Here is a 20,724-nt window from a genome sequence, read left to right on the forward strand (position 1 = left end):
CGGTTTGTCATGCAATTGCCCGACAACTTGCCCAATGCCTTTTTCAGGAGCCCAAAAATGGCCTACTGGCTGATGAAATCCGAGCCCGACGAACTCTCCATCAACGGCCTGGAAAAGCTCGGCGAAGCGCGCTGGGACGGGGTTCGCAACTATCAGGCACGCAACTTTTTACGCGCCATGGCCGTGGGCGACGAGTTTTTCTTTTACCACTCCAGTTGCCCGGAGCCTGGGATTGCCGGCATCGGCAAAATCATCCGGGCTGCCTATCCGGACCCCACTGCGCTGGAACCAGAAAGCCACTATTTCGACGCCAAGGCCACGCCGGAGAAAAACCCATGGAGTGCGATCGATGTCGCCCATGTGCAGACCTTCCCCAAAGTGCTGGGCCTGGGCTATCTAAAGCAGCAAACTGCGCTGGCTGAAATGCCGCTGGTACAGAAGGGCAGCCGGCTTTCTGTCATGGCGGTCACACCGGAGCAGTGGGCAGCGGTCCTTCATCTGCTTTAACTGGCCCCGGCTTCTTGTAGGAGCGAGCTTGCTCGCGAAAAACTCACAGGCGCCGCGTTTACTCAGGAAGCACGCGTTATCGTTGACGTTTTTTCGCGAGCAAGCTCGCTCCTACTGGATGATCAGGTTGTTGAACAGCAGGTCTTCCACCACCGGCTTGCCGGTTTCATCGTTCATCACTTGCTGCGTTTGCTTCAACGCCTCTTGGCGCAGCTTCTCCTTGCCTTCCACACTGCTCATGGTCTCATTGGTCTGCTGGGTAAACAGCGCCACCAGTTGGTTGCGAATCAAGGGGTCGTTGGCCTTGACCAGCTTCGCCGCTTCTTCTCCGGTCACGCGCAGGGCAATGTCGGCCTTGTAGACCTTGAGCTTGGCGGTGCCATCCAGGCCGTAATTGCCCACGAACGGCGGGCTCAGGCTGATATAGCTGACCTTCGGCGCCTCGCCCTCTTTGGCCTCTTCGGCCTGGGCTGCCATCGGCAAGGTCAGGGCCAGCATCAACAGGATCCACGCTTTCACAGTTCATTCCTCGAATTCGGTTGCCGGGTAGCATAACGCTAGCAAGGCTGAGCACAAGCTTATGGGGGCTTATCAGGCGTGGGCATGCTCGTTGACCCACGGGCGTACCCTCCTACACTTATCGGCCACGACGCCAAAAGGAATAGTCCGATGAAAGCTGTGCTGTGCAAAGCCTTCGGCCCCGCCGAAACCCTGGTGCTGGAAGAGATCGCCAGCCCGGCGATCAAGAAGAATGAAATCCTGTTGGACGTGCATGCGGCCGGGGTGAATTTCCCGGACACGCTGATCATCGAAGGTAAATACCAGTTCAAGCCGCCTTTTCCGTTCTCACCCGGTGGCGAAGCGGCGGGCGTAGTCAGCGAGGTGGGCGAGAAAGTCAGCCACCTGAAAGTCGGTGACCGCGTGATGGCGTTGACCGGCTGGGGCAGCTTTGCCGAGCAGGTCGCGGTGCCCGGCTATAACGTGCTGCCGATCCCTCCGAGCATGGATTTCAACACCGCCGCCGCCTTCAGCATGACCTACGGCACTTCCATGCATGCGCTGAAACAACGCGCCAACCTGCAACCCGGCGAGACCCTGCTGGTGCTTGGCGCGTCCGGCGGCGTGGGCCTAGCTGCCGTAGAGATTGGCAAGGCCATGGGCGCCCGGGTGATTGCCGCCGCCAGCAGCGCCGACAAACTCGCAGTCGCCAAGGCCGCCGGCGCCGATGAGCTGATCAACTACAGCGAAGCCAACCTCAAGGATGAGGTCAAGCGCCTGACCGATGGCAACGGCGCCGATGTTATCTACGACCCAGTGGGTGGTGACCTGTTTGACCAGGCCATTCGTTCGATCGCCTGGAATGGGCGCCTGTTGGTGGTGGGTTTCGCCAGCGGGCGTATTCCTGAACTGCCGGTGAACCTGGCGTTGCTCAAGGGCGCAGCGGTGGTCGGGGTGTTCTGGGGCTCGTTTGCCCAGCGCCAGCCACAGGACAATGCGGCGAATTTCCAGCAATTGTTCACCTGGTATGGCGAGGGCAAGCTCAAGCCATTGGTGTCGCAGGTGTATCCGCTGGAGCGGGCTGCGCAGGCGATCAATGATCTGGGGCAGCGCAAGGCGGTGGGTAAAATAGTTGTCCAAACCCGATAACACACCTGAAATGCAATCCATGTGGGAGCTGGCTTGCCTGCGATAGCGGTGGGTCAGCTGCTACAGATGAACCTGAAAGATCGCCATCGCAGGCAAGCCAGCTCCCACAGTGGTTACTCAGTGGTCTTAGGACCTAATCACGCCCACAACTTATCTATTAGCGACATGTTCGTAAAAGAACATGCAATTGCTCGCGTTTCCTGTGTTTGCGGATAAGAGGCGATGCTATTTTCGGTAACGAAACTGTAACATTCGCATCCGCAGTCAAAACAAGAAATTTGGAGCTCTTGAATGTTTGCTTTCTTTCGTCCTGCCGCACACCAGGCGCCCCTGCCTGAAGAAAAAATAGACAGTACCTACCGACGACTGCGCTGGCAGATCTTCGCGGGTATTTTCTTCGGTTACGCCGGCTACTACCTGCTGCGTAAAAACTTCTCCCTGGCCATGCCCTACCTGATCGACGAGGGTTACACCCGTGGCGAACTGGGCCTGGCGATGTCGGCGATTGCGATTGCCTACGGCTTGTCCAAATTCCTGATGGGCCTGGTGTCCGACCGCTCCAACCCACGCTATTTCCTGCCCTTCGGCCTGCTGGTTTCGGCGGGGGTGATGTTCATTTTCGGTTTCGCGCCTTGGGCAACGTCCAGCGTGACCATGATGTTCATTTTGCTGTTCATCAACGGCTGGGCCCAGGGCATGGGCTGGCCGCCAAGTGGGCGGACCATGGTGCACTGGTGGTCGCAGAAAGAACGCGGCGGCGTGGTGTCCGTGTGGAACGTTGCGCATAACGTCGGCGGTGGCTTGATCGGCCCGCTGTTCCTGCTGGGCATGGCGTGGTTCAACGACTGGCATGCAGCGTTCTACGTGCCGGCCACCGTGGCCCTGGCAGTGGCGGCGTTTGCCTTCATCACCATGCGCGACACCCCGCAATCGGTGGGCCTGCCGCCTATCGAGAAATACAAGAACGACTACCCAGAAGGCTACGACGCCAGCCACGAAGACGAATTCAGTGCCAAGGAAATTTTCGTCAAATACGTGCTGCGTAACAAAATGCTCTGGTACATCGCCTTTGCCAACGTGTTTGTCTATCTGCTGCGCTACGGCGTACTGGACTGGGCGCCGACCTACTTGAAAGAAGCCAAGCACTTCACCGTCGATAAGTCGTCCTGGGCGTACTTCTTCTACGAGTGGGCAGGTATTCCGGGCACGCTGCTATGCGGCTGGATGTCGGACAAGATCTTCCGTGGCAACCGCGGCCTGACCGGCATCGTGTTCATGGCCCTGGTAACAGTGGCAACCCTGGTTTACTGGCTCAACCCGCCGGGCAACCCGATGATCGACATGATTGCGCTGTTCTCTATCGGCTTCCTGATCTACGGACCGGTGATGCTGATCGGCCTGCAGGCACTGGAGCTGGCACCGAAGAAAGCCGCGGGCACCGCTGCGGGCTTTACCGGTTTGTTCGGTTACCTGGGTGGCTCAGTGGCAGCCAGTGCGGCCATGGGCTACACGGTTGACCATTTCGGCTGGGACGGCGGTTTTGTACTGCTGATCAGCGCCTGTGTACTGGCGATCGCGTTCCTGATCCCTACGCTGTGGCACACCAACAGTGTCAGCTCGGCGCGTTAACCGCCCGGGCAATCCTTGGCACAACGCTTGAGCCGCGCCTCCAGGTTTTTATCTGGCATGGCGTGGCTACGCAGGGCGTTCACGGTCTGCTCGACATAATCGCGAGTGGTGCCGTAACGCCCGCAAGCGCTTTGCAGTACATGATTAAGCACGATATCGGGCAAGTTGCCGGCATAGCTGGGCAAGTGGCGCTCCAACACAAACCCTAACGCCTGCACGGTGCTGCCATCTTGCAATCGGCAGCTGAGCCAGTGCGGCCGGTAAGAGGGGTAAGGCATCTCGCGTTGCCACAGGGCATACAGCGAGGCCTCCAACTGGTCTTCCGGCAAACGGTAGGCAAACCCGCTGCAGGAACCACCGCGATCCAGCCCGAACACCAACCCCGGCAACTCCGGCGTACCCCGATGCTCATGGGACCACAGGTACAAGCCCCGGTGATAACCGTGGACCCGCGCCCGTACGCGTTCGGTGGATGAACATTCAGGGCGCCAGATCAGCGAACCATAAGCAAATAGCCACACCGGCCCACCCTTATGCCGAGCCATAGTGGCTTGCATCGAGCTCATTAACTGTTCGTGGGTGAGTTGCGGCCCAAGATCGAGTCGCGGAGGGTAAGCCAATTGCAGAAGATCGGTTTCAATGACGGTCATGGCGAAATGCGGTGCGCCCCCTGTGTGTTACCAGTTGTAAGCGACTTTACCGTAATAAAACCCAACGCTGTAACCGTACGGCGAAAAAGTACCACTGGGCATAATCAACGCCCACCACTCGTCAGGATCTGCACGGTTAATCCCGCTACTGTCAGCCCCGGTTCAGCCTGGGCGGGCGCCAAGCCGTCAAAATAGCGCGCACACAACGACCCACTTAGCCGTTCATCACATCGACTATCGAGGTCGCCCCATGAAAAAATTTCGATTGCCTGGGCTGTTGTTCCTGGCCCAAGCCACCACCGCTCTGGCGAGCGAAACCCCACCTGCCAACGACGACAAAGGCTTCTGGTACGCCCAGACCAGCGTCTACACCCGGCACTTCGCGCCAGACCCAGAGCACAACAACAATCAGGACTTGATCGGCCTGGAACGCAACGAGGCATCGGGCCTGCTGTACGGCGGGGTGACTTTTCGCAACTCGTTCCGCCAGCGCTCGTACTACGCCTATGTGGGCAAGCGCTATGACATGGCCGACTATCCGGTGTATGCAAAATTGACCGGCGGGCTGCTCCAGGGCTATCGCGGCGAGTACCGCGACAAGATCCCGTTGAACCGCTTCGGCGTGGCGCCGGTGATCATTCCATCGGTGGGCACGCATTACGGGCCGGTGGCGGCTGAGTTGGTATTGCTCGGGTTCAACGCGGCAATGGTGACAACTGGAGTGCGCTTCTGACACAGCACAGTCCCCGGTGGGAGCTGGCTTGCCTGCGATAGCGGTGTGCCAGTCATCAAATGAGGCGCTGACCCACCGCTATCGCAGCATAGGTATCTACACAACTTTGTGGGCTTTAACAGCAGACGGTAACCACGATGCGAAGCGAGTCGCTCTTGATCTTGCTCTTGATCTGCTTTTGATCTTAGGCGCCCCGTCAAACCACGCTGGCCGGAATTCGACAGGGATTTGGGGGGTAAACCGGCAGGGATGCCGGTTTAGCCGCCCCGCGCCATGGATGGCGCGTGGCGGCGGCCCCCCAAATCACTGGCGGATTACGGGCACACCGAGCCTAGGCGAGGTGCCGAGTGGTGGGGCAAGAGCCCTTTGGTTACTTTGGGGCTTTTCCAAAGTGACCCGCCGTCAGGGCGGAACCCTAAGTAGCCGTTACCGCAGCAATGGATACACACACAATCCAACCGTGTTGACTGCCAGGCCGCCTTCGCGAGCAAGCCCGCTCCCACAGTTTGCTCGCAGGACGTCAGGTAGATAGGCGTCAGCTGTGGGGCCGTCATCGCAGGCAAGCCAGCTCCCACATTAGGGCCTTGGGGCGTAGGCGAAGACGTCGGCGCGCATCCGGTGCGCATCCATGCCGGCGTTGACCAGTGCGTCCAGGGTGCCGTAGATCATCGCCGGCGAACCGCTGGCGTAGACGTGCACGCTATTGAGGTCGGCAATGTCTTCGCACACCGCTTCATGCAGCAAACCACAGCGCCCTTCCCAACCACACAGGTCGCTGACCACTTTGTGCAGGAACAGGTTGGGTAAATGCAGCCATTGGTCCCAATGCTCGATTTCGTAAAAATCTTCCGGCAGGCGCACGCCCCAGTACAGATGCACCGGGTGCTTGAAACCTGAAGCGCGGCAATGCTCGATCAGGCTGTGCATCTGCGCCATGCCGGTGCCGGCTGCCATCAATACCAGTGGCCCATCCGGCAATTCGGCCAGGTGAGTGTCACCAAACGGCAGCTCAACGCGCGCCATCTGGTTGCGCTGCAACTGCTCGATGAGGCTGCGCGCACTGGCTTCCCGTGCCAGTACATGCAACTCCAACTCACGCCCGGCATGGGGCGCCGAGGCCAGGGAGAACGCCGATTTCTCGCCGCTGTCCCGCTCGATCATCAGGTATTGCCCGGCGTGGTAACGCACCGCCTTGCCTGCCGGGGCGCGCAGGCGCACACGCCACACATCGCCACCCACTTGCACACACTCGATCAATTGGCACGACAATTTGCGCAACGGCAACTCTCCCGGCGCCAGAACGCCATCCCACAACACCACGCAGTCCTCCAGCGGCTCGGCGATACAGGTGTAGAACTCACCATGATCGCGCACCTCCCCGGCTTGCTGTACGCGGCCCTCCACCAGCAACGCCGCGCAGACATGGCACACGCCATTACGGCAGGCTTGGGGGCACTCATAGCCCAGGCGGCGTGCGCCCTCGAGGATTCGCTCGCCAGGGGCCAGTTCCAGCACAGCACCGGAAGGTTGCAGGGTTACACGCATCAATCTATTCCCAATTCTTTCCAGATCGCATCAACCCGCGCCGTGACGGCTTCATCCTTGACGATCACCCGGCCCCACTCACGCGTGGTTTCGCCCGGCCATTTGTGCGTGGCATCCAGGCCCATCTTTGAGCCAAGGCCCGAAACCGGCGAGGCGAAGTCGAGGTAGTCGATGGGCGTGTTGTCGATCATCACCGTGTCGCGCTTGGGGTCCATGCGCGTGGTGATGGCCCAGATCACGTCGTTCCAGTCCCGGGCATTGATGTCGTCGTCGGTGACAATAACGAACTTGGTGTACATGAACTGTCGCAAAAACGACCACACACCGAGCATTACCCGCTTGGCATGCCCCGGATACGACTTCTTCATGGTCACGATGGCCATGCGGTACGAACAGCCCTCGGGCGGCAGGTAGAAGTCGGTGATCTCCGGGAATTGCTTTTGCAGGATCGGCACGAACACTTCGTTGAGCGCCACGCCGAGGATGGCCGGCTCATCGGGCGGACGGCCCGTGTAGGTACTGTGGTAGATCGGCTTGACCCGATGGGTGATGCGCTCGACGGTGAACACCGGGAAGCTGTCGACTTCGTTGTAGTAACCAGTGTGGTCGCCGTACGGGCCTTCATCGGCCATTTCACCTGGGTGAATCACGCCTTCAAGAATGATCTCGGCGGTGGCCGGCACTTGCAGGTCGTTACCGCGGCACTTCACCAACTCCGTGCGATTGCCGCGCAACAAGCCGGCGAAGGCGTACTCGGAGAGGCTGTCAGGTACGGGCGTGACTGCGCCGAGGATGGTCGCCGGGTCAGCACCCAGGGCCACGGAAACCGGGAATGGCTTGCCGGGATGCTTCTCGCACCACTCACGGAAGTCGAGGGCGCCGCCACGGTGGCTCAGCCAGCGCATGATCACTTTATTACGACCAATGACTTGCTGACGGTAGATACCGAGGTTCTGGCGGTCCTTGTTCGGGCCTTTGGTGACGGTCAGGCCCCAGGTGATCAGCGGGCCGACGTCGCCGGGCCAGCAGGTTTGCACCGGGAGCATGGCCAGGTCGACATCATCGCCCTCAATGACCACTTCCTGGCACACCGCGTCCTTGACCACCTTGGGGGCCATGGCGATGATCTTGCGGAAGATCGGCAGCTTGGACCAAGCGTCCTTCAAGCCCTTGGGCGGCTCGGGCTCCTTGAGAAAGGCCAGCAGCTTGCCGATCTCGCGCAGCTCGCTGACGGACTCGGCGCCCATGCCAAAGGCCACGCGCTCGGGAGTGCCGAACAGGTTGCCCAGCACCGGGATATCAAAGCCGGTCGGGTTTTCGAACAACAGCGCCGGGCCCTTGTTGCGCAAGGTACGGTCGCAAATCTCAGTCATTTCCAGCACCGGAGAAATCGGCATCTGGATACGTTTCAACTCTCCGCGCTGCTCAAGTTGCTGCACGAAATCCCGAAGATCCTTGAATTTCATTAACCATGCCACCCGTAAAATAGGCGTACATCCTACCTGCTCTGAGGGCGGCTGGCAGCTTAATTGGCCGTCAAACCGCGTGATTGCAAAGAACTGAACAACGGCTCCAGGAAGGCTTCGATGTGTCGCGCGCCGACGTCTGAAAGGTGATTATCGTCGGTATACAGTGCGCGGCCATTGAGTTCGACGCGGCACAACCCATCGGCGCCGCACAGTAATGGCGCAGGATCCAGCACCGCGACACCGCTGTCGGCCGCCGCCAGTTCGTCAAACAATTGCGTGATAAACGCCTGGCGCTTCACATGCTCGGCCACGGCGAGCCCTTCACCGTCCACGGGGCGGTTCATCATGGCCAGGCGGCTGAGACGGTAAGGCACGATGATTTCCTGCAGCGGCACTTCCTTGACCAGCCAGACCTTGTGCCCAGCAGCGCGCAAACCCTGGATGCGCTCGCGCAGGCCTTGAGCAAAGCGTTGCTCGGCGACGGCACGCACGTACTGGCCGGTGCCAGGGTCCTTGAGCGCATGCTCCTTGTCACCGGACATCTGCCCATACACATACAGGCTCCAGCGGGCGGCCAACACCACATCGCTGAATGTCTGCTCGGCCATGGCCTTCTCGACGCGACGGTTGAAATGCGCGCAGCGGGCAATATTTTCCAGGCCATCGAGGGGAATACAGCCGGCAAAACTGGCTTCGACCAGGCTGATATCGTGGCGATCAGCGCCGTCTTTGAGTGCCGGTATCAGCGCGGTGGCGTGGCTGTCACCCCATACCAACGCTGAAACCGATTGGCCTTTGGGGCCGAAATGGCAGAACAAGCGTTCATCGGGGGTATCTTTGTCGGCCATGCACGCCAACAGGTCCGGGCTCCACTTCTTGGCTTGGGCAAAACGCAACGCCTGTTCGGACAAGCGCGAAGGCACGCCGTCGAATTCACGGATCGCCAGGCCAGTGAAACCCAGCCCCAGAATGCCGACCATCGCCGAAGCCAGAATCGCCTTACGCGAGGCCAGCAAACGTTTTTCCCGGAACGGCGTTTCCACGAAGCGCCAAGACAGGTAGCCCAGCACCAGCGAAAGCAGCATCAGCCCCGCCAGTTCCAGGGCGCTCAAGCCATCCACCGCGGCATAGTTGGCGTACACGAATACCGGCCAGTGCCACAGGTACCAGGAATAAGAGATCAGCCCGATGCCCACCATGATCCGCGTGCCCAACAGGCGAGCGACCCAGGTCTGTTGCTGGCCGTTGGCCCAGATCAACCCGACCACCCCCAGCACGGGCAACAACGCGGTCGCGCCTGGGAACGGGGTTTTCGCGTCGTAGCTCAGCACAGCGATGAGGATCAATACCAGGGAAGCCAGGCTGACGCCTTGGGCCAAGGCCGGCGAGACGCGCCATTCACGCTTGGGCTGCACCGCCAGCATCGCACCCGCCAGTAGCTCCCAGGCCCGCAGGTGCAACAGGAAGAAAGCTTTCTGCGGCTCATGCTGAACCGCCCAGACGCTCATGCCGAACGACACCAGCAGCACCGCGAACAATGCCAGGCGCCAGTGCTTCAAGCGGCTGGAAAGCAAAGCCAGCAGCAACGGGAAGAAAATATAGAACTGCTCTTCTACCGCCAATGACCAGGTATGCAGCAACGGCTTGATGTCCGATGAGGCATCAAAGTATCCGTGCTGACGCGAGAACAACAGGTTCGAGGTAAAAGTCACCTGATAGTGCGCAGACCGCCCCAACTCTTCATAGTCCTTGGGCGCCAACAGAAACCAACCCACTGCCAGTGTCGCCGCAATCATCACAAACAGTGCCGGCAAGATACGCCGGGCGCGGCGAGCCCAGAAGTCGATGAAGCTGAAGCGTCCGGCTTGACGCTCTCGCCAAATAATTGACGTGATTAGAAAACCGGAAATGACGAAAAACACATCAACGCCAACAAAACCGCCAGTAATGCCTGGAACGCCAAAGTGAAACAACACGACTGCAAGGACAGCGATGGCACGCAGGCCGTCGATGTCTCTGCGGTAAGCAAGAGTGGTCATATGAATGTGGTCAGTCTGTGACGAAAGGAATGAGCGTAGTCACGCGTCAATTTTTGTTACTTAACTGATACTTATGCCATAAAAACCACACAAACTCGACGCAAAAAAAATGGCGCCCCCTGGGGGGCGCCATTTTTTTGGACCAGAAACGCAGTATTTACTTACGTTTCATCGACAAGAAGAACTCGTCGTTGGTCTTGGTGGTTTTCAGCTTGTCGATCAGAAACTCGATGGCAGCGACTTCGTCCATCGGGTGCAGCAGCTTGCGCAGGATCCACATACGCTGCAGTTCGTCGTCTGCGGTCAGCAACTCTTCGCGGCGGGTGCCGGAACGGTTGATGTTGATCGCAGGGAACACACGCTTTTCAGCGATGCGACGATCCAAAGGCAGTTCCATGTTGCCGGTACCCTTGAACTCTTCGTAGATCACTTCGTCCATCTTCGAGCCGGTTTCAACCAGCGCGGTGGCGATAATGGTCAGCGAGCCGCCTTCTTCGATGTTGCGCGCAGCGCCGAAGAAACGCTTTGGTTTCTCCAGGGCGTGAGCATCGACACCACCGGTCAGCACCTTGCCGGAGCTCGGGATCACGGTGTTGTAGGCGCGAGCCAGACGGGTGATGGAGTCGAGCAGGATCACCACGTCTTTCTTGTGCTCGACCAGGCGCTTGGCCTTTTCGATCACCATTTCGGCAACCTGCACGTGACGGGTTGGCGGCTCATCGAACGTCGAGGCAACCACTTCGCCGCGCACGGTGCGCTGCATTTCGGTCACTTCTTCCGGACGCTCATCGATCAACAGCACGATCAGATGAACTTCAGGGTTGTTACGTGCAATGTTCGCGGCGATGTTCTGCAGCATGATGGTCTTACCGGCTTTCGGCGGTGCGACGATCAGGCCACGCTGGCCTTTGCCGATTGGAGCGCAGAGGTCGATCACACGGCCGGTCAAGTCTTCGGTGGAGCCGTTACCGGCTTCCATCTTCATGCGCACGGTCGGGAACAGCGGAGTCAGGTTCTCGAAGAGAATCTTGTTTTTCGCGTTCTCGGGGCGATCGAAGTTGATCGTGTCGACCTTGAGCAGGGCGAAGTAACGCTCACCTTCCTTCGGAGGACGGATCTTGCCAACGATGGTGTCACCGGTGCGCAAGTTGAAGCGACGGATCTGGCTCGGCGAGACGTAGATATCGTCTGGGCCGGCGAGATAGGACGCGTCTGCAGAGCGGAGGAAGCCGAAGCCGTCCTGGAGAATCTCCAGCACGCCATCACCGGAGATTTCCTCGCCGCTTTTCGCGTGCTTCTTGAGCAGGGAGAAAATCACGTCCTGCTTGCGCGAACGGGCCATATTTTCTATGCCCATTTCTTCGGCCAGTTGGAGCAGGTCGGTAATCGGCTTTTGCTTGAGTTCAGTCAGATTCATATAGGAATGACGTAATCATTTATGGAGGGGGGAAATTAAGCTTTTGGCTTAATGAGGCCGCGCCGCAGAGAAGGCGACAGGATCGCGTACTAATCGAAAAGGAATGCGTCGGCGACGGCTTGCAGGGGGCAGTGGAGAAACCACTGCGGGGCCGAATGTACCACCTGGATTTCGGAGCGTCTAGCCCTGTTTTACGAAAAAGCCCCGCAAATTGCGGGGCTTTTTTGACGACGCTTAGATGTTCGCGTCGAGGAAAGCTTGCAGCTGGGACTTCGACAGCGCGCCCACTTTGGTCGCTTCGACATTGCCGTTCTTGAACAGCATCAGAGTCGGGATACCACGCACGCCATGCTTGGCCGGAGTTTCCTGGTTCTCGTCGATGTTCAGCTTGGCAACGGTCAGTTTGCCTTCGTAGGTGGTCGCAATGTCGTCCAGGACCGGAGCGATCATTTTGCAAGGGCCGCACCATTCAGCCCAGTAGTCAACCAGCACCGGGCCTTCAGCCTTGAGGACTTCGGCTTCAAAGGACGCGTCGGTGACGTGCTTGATAAGATCGCTGCTCATGGATGTCTCCGGATTGTAAGCAAAAAAAACGTTGCCCATCATAGCCGCCCTTCCCCTGTTCAGGAAGCCGCGTCTGATTGAGTCTTGCTATGAACTTGAATGAGTGTGGGTATGACCCCGTCACGGCGTAGCGGGCGTCACGAACGCAATGCCCGTGCGCAACGCTGCATTACGTATATGTTCCTGCATGGTTTTCTGCGCCGCCGTACTGCTGCGGCGGGCCAGGGCGCGCAGGATTCTGCGATGTTCCTGCCAGGTTTCCATGGCCCGCTCCGGCCGGATGAACGGTAGCTTCTGACTTTCCAGAAACACCTCGGCGCTGGCGCTGAGGATGCTCACCATGGCCTGGTTACCGCTGGCCAGCAGAATGCGCTGGTGAAACTCGAAATCCAGGCGGGCAGCCGCTTCGAAATCGCCCGCCTTGAGCACTTTACGCATGGCTTGAACATTGTCTTGCAGGCTGTCCAGTGCATCGAGGGTTAGTGTCACCGCTGCCAAGCCCGCCGCAAACCCCTCCAAGGCGTAGCGCAACTGGAAGATATCCGGAGGCGTGGCCTGCGCCGCAAAGGGCCAGGCGAACCCCGGCGCCTCTTGCACGTCCTGTACGAACACGCCCTTGCCCGGCTGCACGCTGACCACGCCCAAGGCGCTGAGGGACGACAGCGCCTCGCGCAACGACGCCCGGCTCACCCCCAATTGCAGCGCCAACTCGCGCTGGGACGGCAACGCGTCGCCCGGCCCGAAGCCTTGCTCCTTGATCAGTTTGCGGATGGCCTGCAAGGCCGCTTCCGGTACGGCTTGGGCAATGGAATTCATAAAAAGCTCTGGGTTCCAGATAGCGGTGTGACCCGTTGTAAAACTATTCATGGCCGGCTGCAAGCCACGCCCCAAAGGGGCTCGCCGCTTTTTGCCAACGCTCGAAAAGGGTGCGCAAAACCTGACCACTGTTCAGACCAGTAAGACCTGTGCACCTCAACAACCATCAGCCTTGCAGACGATCCGAACGGTGCTGGCATGGGCTGTGCACTGGGCAAACTCAGAAAATTCCTTCGCCATTTTCGGAGAGTTGCCATGACCAAGCGCTACAGCGCCCTGCTCACTGCCCTGTTTGCCAGCCTGATGCTGAGCCAGGCACCCGCCCAGGCGAACGGTCTGGATGACATCGTCGCCCGCGGCACCCTGAAGGTTGCCGTGCCCCAGGACTTCCCACCGTTTGGTTCGGTGGGCCCGGACATGAAGCCACGCGGCCTGGACATCGACACCGCCAAGCTGCTGGCCGACCAACTCAAGGTCAAACTGGAACTGACCCCGGTGAACAGCACCAACCGCATCCCGTTCCTCACCACTGGCAAGGTCGACCTGGTGATTTCCAGCCTGGGCAAGAACCCCGAGCGCGCAAAGGTCATCGACTTCTCCAACGCCTACGCACCGTTCTACCTTGCCGTGTTTGGGCCGCCTGACGCCGCCATCGCCAGCCTCGACGACCTCAAGGGCAAGACCATCAGCGTAACCCGTGGCGCCATCGAGGATATCGAGCTGACCGCGGTGGCCCCTAAGGAAGCCAAGATCAAGCGCTTTGAAGACAACAACTCCACCATCACCGCCTACCTGGCCGGCCAGGTGGACCTGATCGCCAGCGGCAACGTGGTCATGGTGGCCATCAGCGAACGCAACCCCAAACGCGTACCGGCATTGAAGGTGAAACTCAAGGACTCGCCGGTGTACGTGGGCGTGAACAAGAACGAGCCGGCGCTGCTGGAAAAGGTCAACCAGATCCTGGTGGCAGCCAAGGCTGACGGCAGCCTGGAAAAAAACGCAATGCAGTGGCTCAAAGAACCGCTGCCTGCCGACCTCTGACGCGGAGCTCAACGATGGCCTATCAATTCGACTTTGTGCCAGTGCTGGCCAATACCGACCTGCTCCTGCGCGGCGCGCTGTTCACCCTTGAGCTGACGGCCATTGGCGCCATCCTCGGCGTGGCCGTGGGCACTGTCGGCGCGGTGGTACGGGCTTGGAAGATCCAGCCGTTTGCGTGGTTCTTTGGGGTGTATGTCGAGTTGATCCGCAACACGCCGTTCCTGGTGCAACTGTTTTTTATCTTCTTCGGCCTACCGTCCCTGGGGTTGAAAATCACCGAATGGCAAGCCGCCGTGCTGGCGATGGTGATCAACCTGGGGGCCTACTCCACCGAGATCATCCGTGCCGGTATCCAGGCCATCCCACGCGGGCAACTGGAGGCGGCCGCGGCGCTGGCAATGACGCGCTTCGAGGCGTTTCGCTATGTGGTGCTGCTACCGGCCCTGGGCAAGGTGTGGCCGGCCCTGAGCAGCCAGATCATCATCGTGATGCTGGGTTCGGCGGTGTGTTCGCAGATCGCCACTGAAGAGCTGAGCTTTGCCGCCAACTTTATCCAGTCGCGTAATTTCCGCGCCTTTGAAACCTATGCCCTGACCACCCTGGTGTACCTGTGCATGGCGCTGATGATTCGCCAATTGCTCAACTGGATAGGCCGACGGTTTGTCATGAGGAACAGCCGATGAGTGATTTTTCGTTCTGGGACATCGTGCGCAACCTGCTTACCGGCCTGCAATGGACGCTGCTGCTGTCATTGGTGGCGTTTGTGGGCGGCGGCCTGATCGGCTTACTGGTGATGACCCTGCGCATCAGCCGCAAAGCGTTCCCACGCAATATGGCCCGCACCTATATCGAACTGTTCCAGGGTACACCGCTGCTGATGCAGCTGTTCCTGGTGTTTTTCGGCGTTGCCCTGCTTGGCGTGGATATATCGCCCTGGCTGGCAGCGGCGATTGCCTTGACTCTGTTTACCAGCGCCTACCTGGCTGAAATATGGCGCGGCTGCGTTGACTCTATCGCCCACGGCCAATGGGAAGCCTCGGCCAGCCTGGCCCTCAACCCGCTTGAACAACTGCGCTATGTGATCCTGCCCCAGGCATTGCGTATTGCTGTCGCGCCGACGGTGGGCTTTTCGGTGCAGGTGGTCAAAGGCACCGCCGTGACCTCGATCATCGGCTTCACCGAACTGACCAAGACGGGCGGCATGCTCGCCAACGCCACCTTTGAGCCCTTCATGGTCTATGGCCTGGTGGCCCTCGGTTACTTTTTGCTCTGTTATCCCTTGTCCCTCAGTGCGCGCTACCTGGAAAGGAGACTGCATGCCTCTGCTTAGAATTTCTGCCCTGCATAAGTATTACGGCGATCACCACGTACTCAAGGGCATCGACCTGACGGTGGACGAAGGCCAGGTTGTGGCGATCATCGGCCGCAGCGGCTCGGGCAAGTCCACCTTGCTGCGCACCCTCAATGGCCTGGAGTCGATCAACGACGGCGTCATCGAAGTCGATGGCGAATACCTCGACGCCGCCCGCGCCGACCTGCGCAGCCTGCGGCAGAAGGTCGGCATGGTCTTCCAGCAATTCAACCTGTTCCCGCACCTGACCGTGGGCGAGAACGTGATGCTGGCGCCGCAAGTGGTGCAGAAAGTGCCCAAGGCCAAGGCTGCCGAACTGGCCCGGCAGATGCTGGACCGGGTCGGGCTGGGCGAGAAGTTCGACGCCTTTCCCGATCGCCTGTCCGGCGGCCAGCAACAGCGCGTCGCCATTGCCCGCGCCCTGGCCATGTCGCCCAAGGTGTTGCTGTGCGATGAGATCACCTCGGCCCTGGACCCCGAACTGGTCAATGAAGTGCTGAGCGTGGTGCGCCAACTGGCCCAGGACGGCATGACCCTGATCATGGTGACTCACGAAATGCGTTTTGCCCGTGAGGTCGGCGACAAGCTGGTGTTCATGCACCAGGGTAAGGTGCATGAAACCGGTGACCCGAAGGTGTTGTTCGCCAACCCGCAAACAGTCGAGCTCGCTAACTTCATTGGCTCGGTGGAACAGCCTGGCTGATCAGTTCGAAACTGCCCTGCCCTTCAAGGCGGGCCTCCCCGCGCACCATCAACGCATCGAAGGGCAGTTCGGTGTCGAGATCGACCTGGGCGGTGAGTCGCCGCCCTGCCACCGGCGCACCTGCGGCGCGCGCGACCAAGGCCTGGCCGGGTAATAACTGGCCATTGGCCGACTCGTCAGGCGCTTGAGCAGACACCCAGCCGACAGCTCGCCCGTCGACCTGGGCATGCTTGAGACGCAAGCGAAAACGCCCCTCACGACCAAACCGAAACCCTTGCCCATCGGCAGGCGCTGCGACAAAACGCAGGGCCATTACCGCCGGCTCAACGCAGAGCACAGTCAGGTTGAACGTGCGAGTGGCCAGTACCACAGCGGCATTGTCGACCACTGCATCCCGGCGTATTGCGCCATAGTCGATGCGCGGCGGGCTCAGCGATAGCCGACAGTTTTCAGCTTGCGCATCGAGCGTTGCCAGCAGCATGCATGAGAGCGCCAAGGGCAGGCTGGTACGCTTAACCACCCTGGCATACCGCCGATGCAGCTTCATAGAATTTGTCATTGTCGGGCTTGGCCTCGGGGTCGATGTGCAACAGGCAAGTGGAAGAGTCGGGCAATGAAACCCTCAGGTTTTGCGACTCGGAGACGTCGTTGAGAAAAATCATGCCCTCGCCCACCACGCTGGTGACAAAGCGATTGCCCTTGCCGAACACCGAGGCGCCCTGAGGCAATGGCCGGCCGTGCTGATCGTTGGCAGTCACCAGCATCCGGCGCACTTTCACCACGTCAAAATCCACGTGATTGAATGAGCCTCGGCCCGCCGCAATGACCTGGGTGCCGTTTTTCAGGTCTACCTGCTTGGGCAACGAAGGGGTCTGCACCTGGACGCGGCTGTTGGTGTAGGCCGGCAAGCCGGCGATCACCGCCTGGCCGCTGAAGTCGGTCCATACCGGGCCTTGTGGCGTCTCGACTTTCGCCGAGCCGATATCGCCGACCGAGACGATGCCGAACGTGTCCTGCACGCTGTAAGGCGAAAAGGTCAGCCCGCCCTCATGAGCCACCACGCCCCCCTGCAACTGGCCTGTGTAGCTGCTACCCAACGGGTCGCGGCTGACGCCCAGGCCCACTCGTGCGTAGCGTGGCAACACGTCCACTTGCCCACGCAACGATTGCTCCCGGGCCCGCATGTCACGCTCTACCGCCACTTCGTAGTTCACATACTCGTTGACCCGTTCGCTCAGTGCAGTGCCGGCGGTAAATTGCTCCCCACGGCGGCTGGTGTAGCTGCTCACACGGCGATCGCCGCCCAGGGGCACACTGACCTGCAACCGCAGGGACACGTCGTTATCTACCGCACGATCACGCCGGCTACCGGCATAGTTGGCGTCACGGCCAGCCCGTGAACCGCCCACTTGGGAATCAGCGATCAGTGCCACGTCGGCCCGGCCAAACGACTTGTTCCATGAGGCAAACACATGCTCGCTGGTTTGCCCGCCAAATTGCGCGCTGCGGGTGTAATTCAAAGAAAATACGCCCAGCGTGGGTTCGGACCAGCTCACGCCTGCGGTGTACTGGTTTTTGAAGTGGGAATTGAGATCATTGGCTCTGAGCGACTGGCCCACCTCCGTGACCTCGCGATAACCACGCGTCTGGGTGGTGGCGCTGAGGTTGACGTCGATATTGGCCCCGACCGGGCTGCTCAGTGACAGGCTGCTGCGTGAGCCGGACACGGCCTTATGGCTGTCTCGGGACAGGTTATGGCGTGCGTTGACAGAAACCCGCTGGAAAAACACGCTGCTCAGGGTCCCCCCTGCCGCCCAATAGTCATCGGTACTCAACAAGCCAAAACCCGCAGACGAATGACTCCCCAGGCCCCAAGTGCCACTGCCCATGGCGATCACCGGGGATGGCCCTTCCTCTCCCGTCGTTCTGCGCAGTTCGCCCACCGATAAATAGTAACCAGGCGCCGCCGGGGCAGCCCCCGCGAATGACGCCGCCGGTACCACGAAACTGCGCTTGGCGCCCCGCACATCAATCACGCTGACCTCAAGGTCGCTGGTGGCGTTGAGCAGGGGCAAGCCCGTCAGCCGGAACGGTCCTTCAGGTACCAACGTACTGTGGACCAACACACCGGACTGGCGTATCTCGACGCGAGATTGGCTTTGGGCCAACCCCTCGACCACTGCGATATTGCCGCCTGCGGGTGTCCTGGACTGCCCATCGGGGGAAAACTGCACGCCAGACAGTTGGATCCCGCCAAACAGCGGGTTATTACTGGAGAGCTGGCCTGCCTGGAACGTCGAACGCAACGCGGCGATATCCCGCTGGGCATAAGCATGCAAGTGTTCGGTACGGGTCTGGCCGTTGTCCGACACATAGAACTGGCGGCTGCGGACAATCCAATCGTCGAGGTTGAAACCCGCTTCAGTGTGGGCCGACACGAACCGGCTGGGTCCGCTGCGCGAATGGCTGTCGTAACCCAGCACGTCATAGTTGAACAACGCTGCCGCGCCGCCCTGGGAAAAATCCCCGCTATCCCACTCGGGTTCGCGCAAGGCCTGGGTCGGCACCACCAGCACCACTTCATCGGTACCGGGACGCAGGCGCACCATCGTGGCGGGAAATGCGCCGAGAAAATCATGACAGGCCTGGTCTGGCCTGGCGCCTGGCTGCAGGATTGCGCCGGGTTTCACCAGCCCGGCCTTCTCCAATAACCCAGGGGTGAAACATAACTCCCCCTGTGGACCAAACCGAGCATCCACCCGCCCAAGCGGGTTGCCATTGACCCGCAACCCCACCACCTGGACACCTTCGCGAAAGCGCGCCGCACTGCGAAAGTAATCGGCAACCTTGGGGTCTATGCCGTGGGTGGTGAGGGCCGCCAGGTCAAACCCTTCACCGAGTTCCAGTGCGGTCGCGATACCAGGCAAACTCCAGAGCGCCGCGAAGCCGATGGACAACTTGGACCGACCGGGCCAGGCAGTACCAGCGATGCCCCGCCTCGAAGGGATCATGAACCGATCAACCTTCATCGGTGATGACCGGCGCTCGGTAGTTATCTACCGAAAACCCGTAAACCGTGGCGGGCTGGATTTCTACGTGAGCCACATTGCCCAACGGACCTTGGCCCTTCGCCACCAATGCCTCACCTGGCAAAATGTAAGTGCGCGGCAATGTCGCCAGTGTGCCTTGTGGCAGCAGTTGCACATCCGGCGCCAGGCGCACTACATAGGCGCTGTCGTTGTGGACGCTGAGCCGGTCCCCGACGCGCTTCCACGTCAATAGCTCCCAGGGCGTGTGGTGACGCGGCAGGCCTTGGGGGTGCAGGATCAGCGGTAAATTCTGCCGCAGGGTGATGCCGATGGTCGCACCACCGGCAACACGCGCCTGGGGTATGCCCTCGAACGACACGCGCTTGAGCCGCTGGGTCTTGAGCGGCTGTTTCAGGGTGCTGATAAAACGCACCAGTTGGGTGTCGCCTGCCTCCACACGGGTAACCGGCGGTGTGACAATCAGTAGCGGCTCCAGGTCTTCAGGCACATTCTCAACAACGGAATGCAGCAGCGCCGGCCCCGCATCGGTGTTCTTGATACTAAGAGTAGCTTCGCCGTCCTCTTCATAAAGCACCACCACTGTCGTTTCCGGCAACATACCGTCGGCGGCGGCAACAGTACTGAAAAACAGATGCCACAACAGCGCACAACTTATTAAAAACCCACGCACTCAGTATTCCCCTCACTCATGCCGTTGACGATTGGTAATCACGCGCCCATAGAAAAACAGCCAATAAGAAAGGGTCAGTTTCTTGATCGGCTGTTTTCGGTTATTTAGATGTAGCTCAATACAAGCGTGGCGCGCCCATCAATGGAAATGTCGCGGCTTAAATCCAGATCCTGAGCCTTATTGATCACCGCTTTCACCGCAAGCGTGCCGGTCAATTGGCTGATAGCGGCAGGGGTAATCGCCGCTCCATTACGCCAGGAGTACTGGCTGGGCGACTGGGCCACCTTGCCATCGCTGTTGTACCAGGCCCCAAGGCCGGTGCGCATGATCGGAAACAGCGTCGTGCCGGACGACCTGAGGTCCCTGAGAGTGACCGAATAGCCACCGGTACGCCGGGCGCCCACCATACCCAAACCATAGTTCTGTGCTTCGGTGAAACCCGCGCCGAGGATGCCCGTCACCTTGCTGCCCGCTTGTAAATCGGTAAACGTGAGCCCGAACCTGGCAGGCGTGGTGCCGCAATTGATCACCAGCGAAGTGGTCCTCTCTTCGCGCGGGTTGAACGCTGTCTGGGACAATTCGCCGGAGCGAATCGTGCCGTAGTCGATGATGCCACTGCCCGCCAGGCTGAGGTTACAGGCAGCCGGTGTAATCGTGCCCCTGACGACCAACTGCGCACTGGTGGTTGCCTGGGCACTGAGGGTCGCAGCCAGGCACGCCATACCGACGGTTAATCCAATAATCTTTTTCATGTTCGTCCTGTCATTTGGAATTAACAGGCGTTCTTTATTTTGGTTCTGGCGACTCCATCGCCCAACACCTTATTTTCCGTAATACAAAACTATAAATAAATAACACCCAGGCAAAATTGCCGACTGACAGTCTGGTGCCTG

The 20,724-nt window shown here is 59.8% G+C and carries 20 protein-coding genes; 8 read left to right on the forward strand and 12 right to left on the reverse strand.

All coding sequences use genetic code 11. The features are described from left to right. Window positions 1–57: 57 nt before the first annotated feature. Window positions 58–507 (forward strand): EVE domain-containing protein, encoded by a 450-nt coding sequence (locus PSH76_RS29110; RefSeq protein ID WP_032894608.1) that lies wholly within the window; start codon window positions 58–60, stop codon window positions 505–507. 111 nt (window positions 508–618) lie between these two features. On the opposite strand, the gene PSH76_RS29115 is transcribed toward PSH76_RS29110, so the two are convergent. Then, entirely contained in the window at window positions 619–1,026 is a 408-nt protein-coding gene (locus tag PSH76_RS29115) for a flagellar basal body-associated protein FliL (RefSeq protein WP_003195317.1), read from the reverse strand. A gap of 150 nt (window positions 1,027–1,176) precedes the next feature. On the opposite strand from PSH76_RS29115, the gene PSH76_RS29120 reads away from it, so the two are divergent. Next, complete coding sequence (locus PSH76_RS29120; protein WP_305493330.1) at window positions 1,177–2,154, forward strand: NADPH:quinone oxidoreductase family protein; 978 nt, start codon at window positions 1,177–1,179, stop codon at window positions 2,152–2,154. A gap of 291 nt (window positions 2,155–2,445) precedes the next feature. Beyond that, window positions 2,446–3,783 carry a glycerol-3-phosphate transporter gene (gene glpT / locus PSH76_RS29125; RefSeq protein ID WP_032894604.1) on the forward strand — a complete coding sequence of 446 codons (1,338 nt, stop codon included), beginning with the start codon at window positions 2,446–2,448 and terminating at the stop codon, window positions 3,781–3,783. Here the strand turns inward: glpT and PSH76_RS29130 are convergent. Further along, window positions 3,780–4,433, reverse strand: a complete 654-nt coding sequence (locus tag PSH76_RS29130; protein ID WP_032894602.1) for a gamma-glutamylcyclotransferase — start codon at window positions 4,431–4,433, stop codon at window positions 3,780–3,782. The genes glpT and PSH76_RS29130 overlap by 4 nt on opposite strands. 250 nt (window positions 4,434–4,683) lie before the next feature. Between PSH76_RS29130 and PSH76_RS29135 the strand changes: the two genes are divergently transcribed. Then, entirely contained in the window at window positions 4,684–5,166 is a 483-nt protein-coding gene (locus PSH76_RS29135; RefSeq protein WP_032894600.1) for a hypothetical protein, read from the forward strand. Window positions 5,167–5,742: 576 nt separating this feature from the next. Here the strand turns inward: PSH76_RS29135 and PSH76_RS29140 are convergent. The 6 genes from PSH76_RS29140 to PSH76_RS29165 all read right to left on the reverse strand — a co-directional run bounded on the left by PSH76_RS29140 (window position 5,743) and on the right by PSH76_RS29165 (window position 13,016). Beyond that, entirely contained in the window at window positions 5,743–6,711 is a 969-nt protein-coding gene (locus PSH76_RS29140) for a CDP-6-deoxy-delta-3,4-glucoseen reductase (protein WP_305493331.1), read from the reverse strand. Then, window positions 6,711–8,177 (reverse strand): 4-hydroxy-3-polyprenylbenzoate decarboxylase, encoded by a 1,467-nt coding sequence (ubiD, locus tag PSH76_RS29145; RefSeq protein ID WP_003195329.1) that lies wholly within the window; start codon window positions 8,175–8,177, stop codon window positions 6,711–6,713. The genes PSH76_RS29140 and ubiD overlap by 1 nt, the downstream gene beginning before the upstream one ends. Window positions 8,178–8,236: 59 nt before the next feature. After that, window positions 8,237–10,219: an acyltransferase family protein gene (locus PSH76_RS29150; protein WP_305493332.1), complete on the reverse strand. Its 1,983-nt coding sequence runs from the start codon at window positions 10,217–10,219 to the stop codon at window positions 8,237–8,239. Window positions 10,220–10,376: 157 nt separating this feature from the next. Next, window positions 10,377–11,636, reverse strand: a complete 1,260-nt coding sequence (rho, locus tag PSH76_RS29155) for a transcription termination factor Rho (RefSeq protein ID WP_003176825.1) — start codon at window positions 11,634–11,636, stop codon at window positions 10,377–10,379. Between the two features lie 234 nt (window positions 11,637–11,870). After that, window positions 11,871–12,200 (reverse strand): thioredoxin TrxA, encoded by a 330-nt coding sequence (gene trxA, locus PSH76_RS29160; RefSeq protein ID WP_032894595.1) that lies wholly within the window; start codon window positions 12,198–12,200, stop codon window positions 11,871–11,873. Window positions 12,201–12,320: 120 nt separating this feature from the next. Then, on the reverse strand, window positions 12,321–13,016 hold the full coding sequence (locus PSH76_RS29165; protein ID WP_056791056.1) for a FadR/GntR family transcriptional regulator: 696 nt from the start codon (window positions 13,014–13,016) through the stop codon (window positions 12,321–12,323). A gap of 255 nt (window positions 13,017–13,271) precedes the next feature. On the opposite strand from PSH76_RS29165, the gene PSH76_RS29170 reads away from it, so the two are divergent. From PSH76_RS29170 to PSH76_RS29185, 4 genes are read left to right on the forward strand one after another with little or no spacing between them, the layout of a single operon-like run. Continuing rightward, window positions 13,272–14,057 carry a transporter substrate-binding domain-containing protein gene (locus PSH76_RS29170; RefSeq protein ID WP_305493333.1) on the forward strand — a complete coding sequence of 262 codons (786 nt, stop codon included), beginning with the start codon at window positions 13,272–13,274 and terminating at the stop codon, window positions 14,055–14,057. A 14-nt stretch (window positions 14,058–14,071) separates the two neighbouring features. Beyond that, window positions 14,072–14,740, forward strand: coding sequence for an amino acid ABC transporter permease (locus PSH76_RS29175; RefSeq protein ID WP_305493334.1), 669 nt, complete (start codon window positions 14,072–14,074; stop codon window positions 14,738–14,740). Further along, window positions 14,737–15,387, forward strand: a complete 651-nt coding sequence (locus tag PSH76_RS29180; RefSeq protein ID WP_032894590.1) for an amino acid ABC transporter permease — start codon at window positions 14,737–14,739, stop codon at window positions 15,385–15,387. The genes PSH76_RS29175 and PSH76_RS29180 overlap by 4 nt, the downstream gene beginning before the upstream one ends. Then, entirely contained in the window at window positions 15,374–16,111 is a 738-nt protein-coding gene (locus tag PSH76_RS29185) for an amino acid ABC transporter ATP-binding protein (RefSeq protein WP_034134034.1), read from the forward strand. The genes PSH76_RS29180 and PSH76_RS29185 overlap by 14 nt, the downstream gene beginning before the upstream one ends. On the opposite strand, the gene PSH76_RS29190 is transcribed toward PSH76_RS29185, so the two are convergent. From PSH76_RS29190 to PSH76_RS29205, 4 genes are all read right to left on the reverse strand, one after another. Then, window positions 16,083–16,658: a hypothetical protein gene (locus PSH76_RS29190; RefSeq protein ID WP_370874626.1), complete on the reverse strand. Its 576-nt coding sequence runs from the start codon at window positions 16,656–16,658 to the stop codon at window positions 16,083–16,085. The genes PSH76_RS29185 and PSH76_RS29190 overlap by 29 nt on opposite strands. Next, window positions 16,624–19,122 (reverse strand): fimbria/pilus outer membrane usher protein, encoded by a 2,499-nt coding sequence (locus PSH76_RS29195; protein WP_305493335.1) that lies wholly within the window; start codon window positions 19,120–19,122, stop codon window positions 16,624–16,626. Before PSH76_RS29195 ends, PSH76_RS29190 begins: the two co-directional genes overlap by 35 nt. A gap of 7 nt (window positions 19,123–19,129) precedes the next feature. Next, window positions 19,130–19,759, reverse strand: a complete 630-nt coding sequence (locus tag PSH76_RS29200) for a fimbria/pilus chaperone family protein (protein WP_305494503.1) — start codon at window positions 19,757–19,759, stop codon at window positions 19,130–19,132. Window positions 19,760–19,935: 176 nt separating this feature from the next. Continuing rightward, window positions 19,936–20,583: a DUF1120 domain-containing protein gene (locus tag PSH76_RS29205; protein WP_032894588.1), complete on the reverse strand. Its 648-nt coding sequence runs from the start codon at window positions 20,581–20,583 to the stop codon at window positions 19,936–19,938. Window positions 20,584–20,724 lie beyond the last annotated feature (141 nt).

The sequence above is a fragment of the Pseudomonas sp. FP215 genome, assembly GCF_030687795.1.
Taxonomy (GTDB): domain Bacteria; phylum Pseudomonadota; class Gammaproteobacteria; order Pseudomonadales; family Pseudomonadaceae; genus Aquipseudomonas; species Aquipseudomonas salmasensis.

Excerpts from the sequence above, each read along its gene's own strand:
- rho (WP_003176825.1), bottom strand. The coding sequence starts at position 11,636 with ATGAATCTGACTGAACTCAAGCAAAAGCCGATTACCGACCTGCTCCAA.
- ubiD (WP_003195329.1), bottom strand. The coding sequence starts at position 8,177 with ATGAAATTCAAGGATCTTCGGGATTTCGTGCAGCAACTTGAGCAGCGC.
- glpT (WP_032894604.1), top strand. The coding sequence starts at position 2,446 with ATGTTTGCTTTCTTTCGTCCTGCCGCACACCAGGCGCCCCTGCCTGAA.
- PSH76_RS29175 (WP_305493334.1), top strand. The coding sequence starts at position 14,072 with ATGGCCTATCAATTCGACTTTGTGCCAGTGCTGGCCAATACCGACCTG.
- PSH76_RS29185 (WP_034134034.1), top strand. The coding sequence starts at position 15,374 with ATGCCTCTGCTTAGAATTTCTGCCCTGCATAAGTATTACGGCGATCAC.
- PSH76_RS29110 (WP_032894608.1), top strand. The coding sequence starts at position 58 with ATGGCCTACTGGCTGATGAAATCCGAGCCCGACGAACTCTCCATCAAC.
- PSH76_RS29140 (WP_305493331.1), bottom strand. The coding sequence starts at position 6,711 with ATGCGTGTAACCCTGCAACCTTCCGGTGCTGTGCTGGAACTGGCCCCT.
- PSH76_RS29150 (WP_305493332.1), bottom strand. The coding sequence starts at position 10,219 with ATGACCACTCTTGCTTACCGCAGAGACATCGACGGCCTGCGTGCCATC.
- PSH76_RS29180 (WP_032894590.1), top strand. The coding sequence starts at position 14,737 with ATGAGTGATTTTTCGTTCTGGGACATCGTGCGCAACCTGCTTACCGGC.
- PSH76_RS29130 (WP_032894602.1), bottom strand. The coding sequence starts at position 4,433 with ATGACCGTCATTGAAACCGATCTTCTGCAATTGGCTTACCCTCCGCGA.
- PSH76_RS29205 (WP_032894588.1), bottom strand. The coding sequence starts at position 20,583 with ATGAAAAAGATTATTGGATTAACCGTCGGTATGGCGTGCCTGGCTGCG.
- PSH76_RS29195 (WP_305493335.1), bottom strand. The coding sequence starts at position 19,122 with ATGATCCCTTCGAGGCGGGGCATCGCTGGTACTGCCTGGCCCGGTCGG.
- trxA (WP_032894595.1), bottom strand. The coding sequence starts at position 12,200 with ATGAGCAGCGATCTTATCAAGCACGTCACCGACGCGTCCTTTGAAGCC.
- PSH76_RS29165 (WP_056791056.1), bottom strand. The coding sequence starts at position 13,016 with ATGAATTCCATTGCCCAAGCCGTACCGGAAGCGGCCTTGCAGGCCATC.
- PSH76_RS29200 (WP_305494503.1), bottom strand. The coding sequence starts at position 19,759 with ATGTTGCCGGAAACGACAGTGGTGGTGCTTTATGAAGAGGACGGCGAA.
- PSH76_RS29190 (WP_370874626.1), bottom strand. The coding sequence starts at position 16,658 with ATGAAGCTGCATCGGCGGTATGCCAGGGTGGTTAAGCGTACCAGCCTG.
- PSH76_RS29135 (WP_032894600.1), top strand. The coding sequence starts at position 4,684 with ATGAAAAAATTTCGATTGCCTGGGCTGTTGTTCCTGGCCCAAGCCACC.
- PSH76_RS29170 (WP_305493333.1), top strand. The coding sequence starts at position 13,272 with ATGACCAAGCGCTACAGCGCCCTGCTCACTGCCCTGTTTGCCAGCCTG.
- PSH76_RS29120 (WP_305493330.1), top strand. The coding sequence starts at position 1,177 with ATGAAAGCTGTGCTGTGCAAAGCCTTCGGCCCCGCCGAAACCCTGGTG.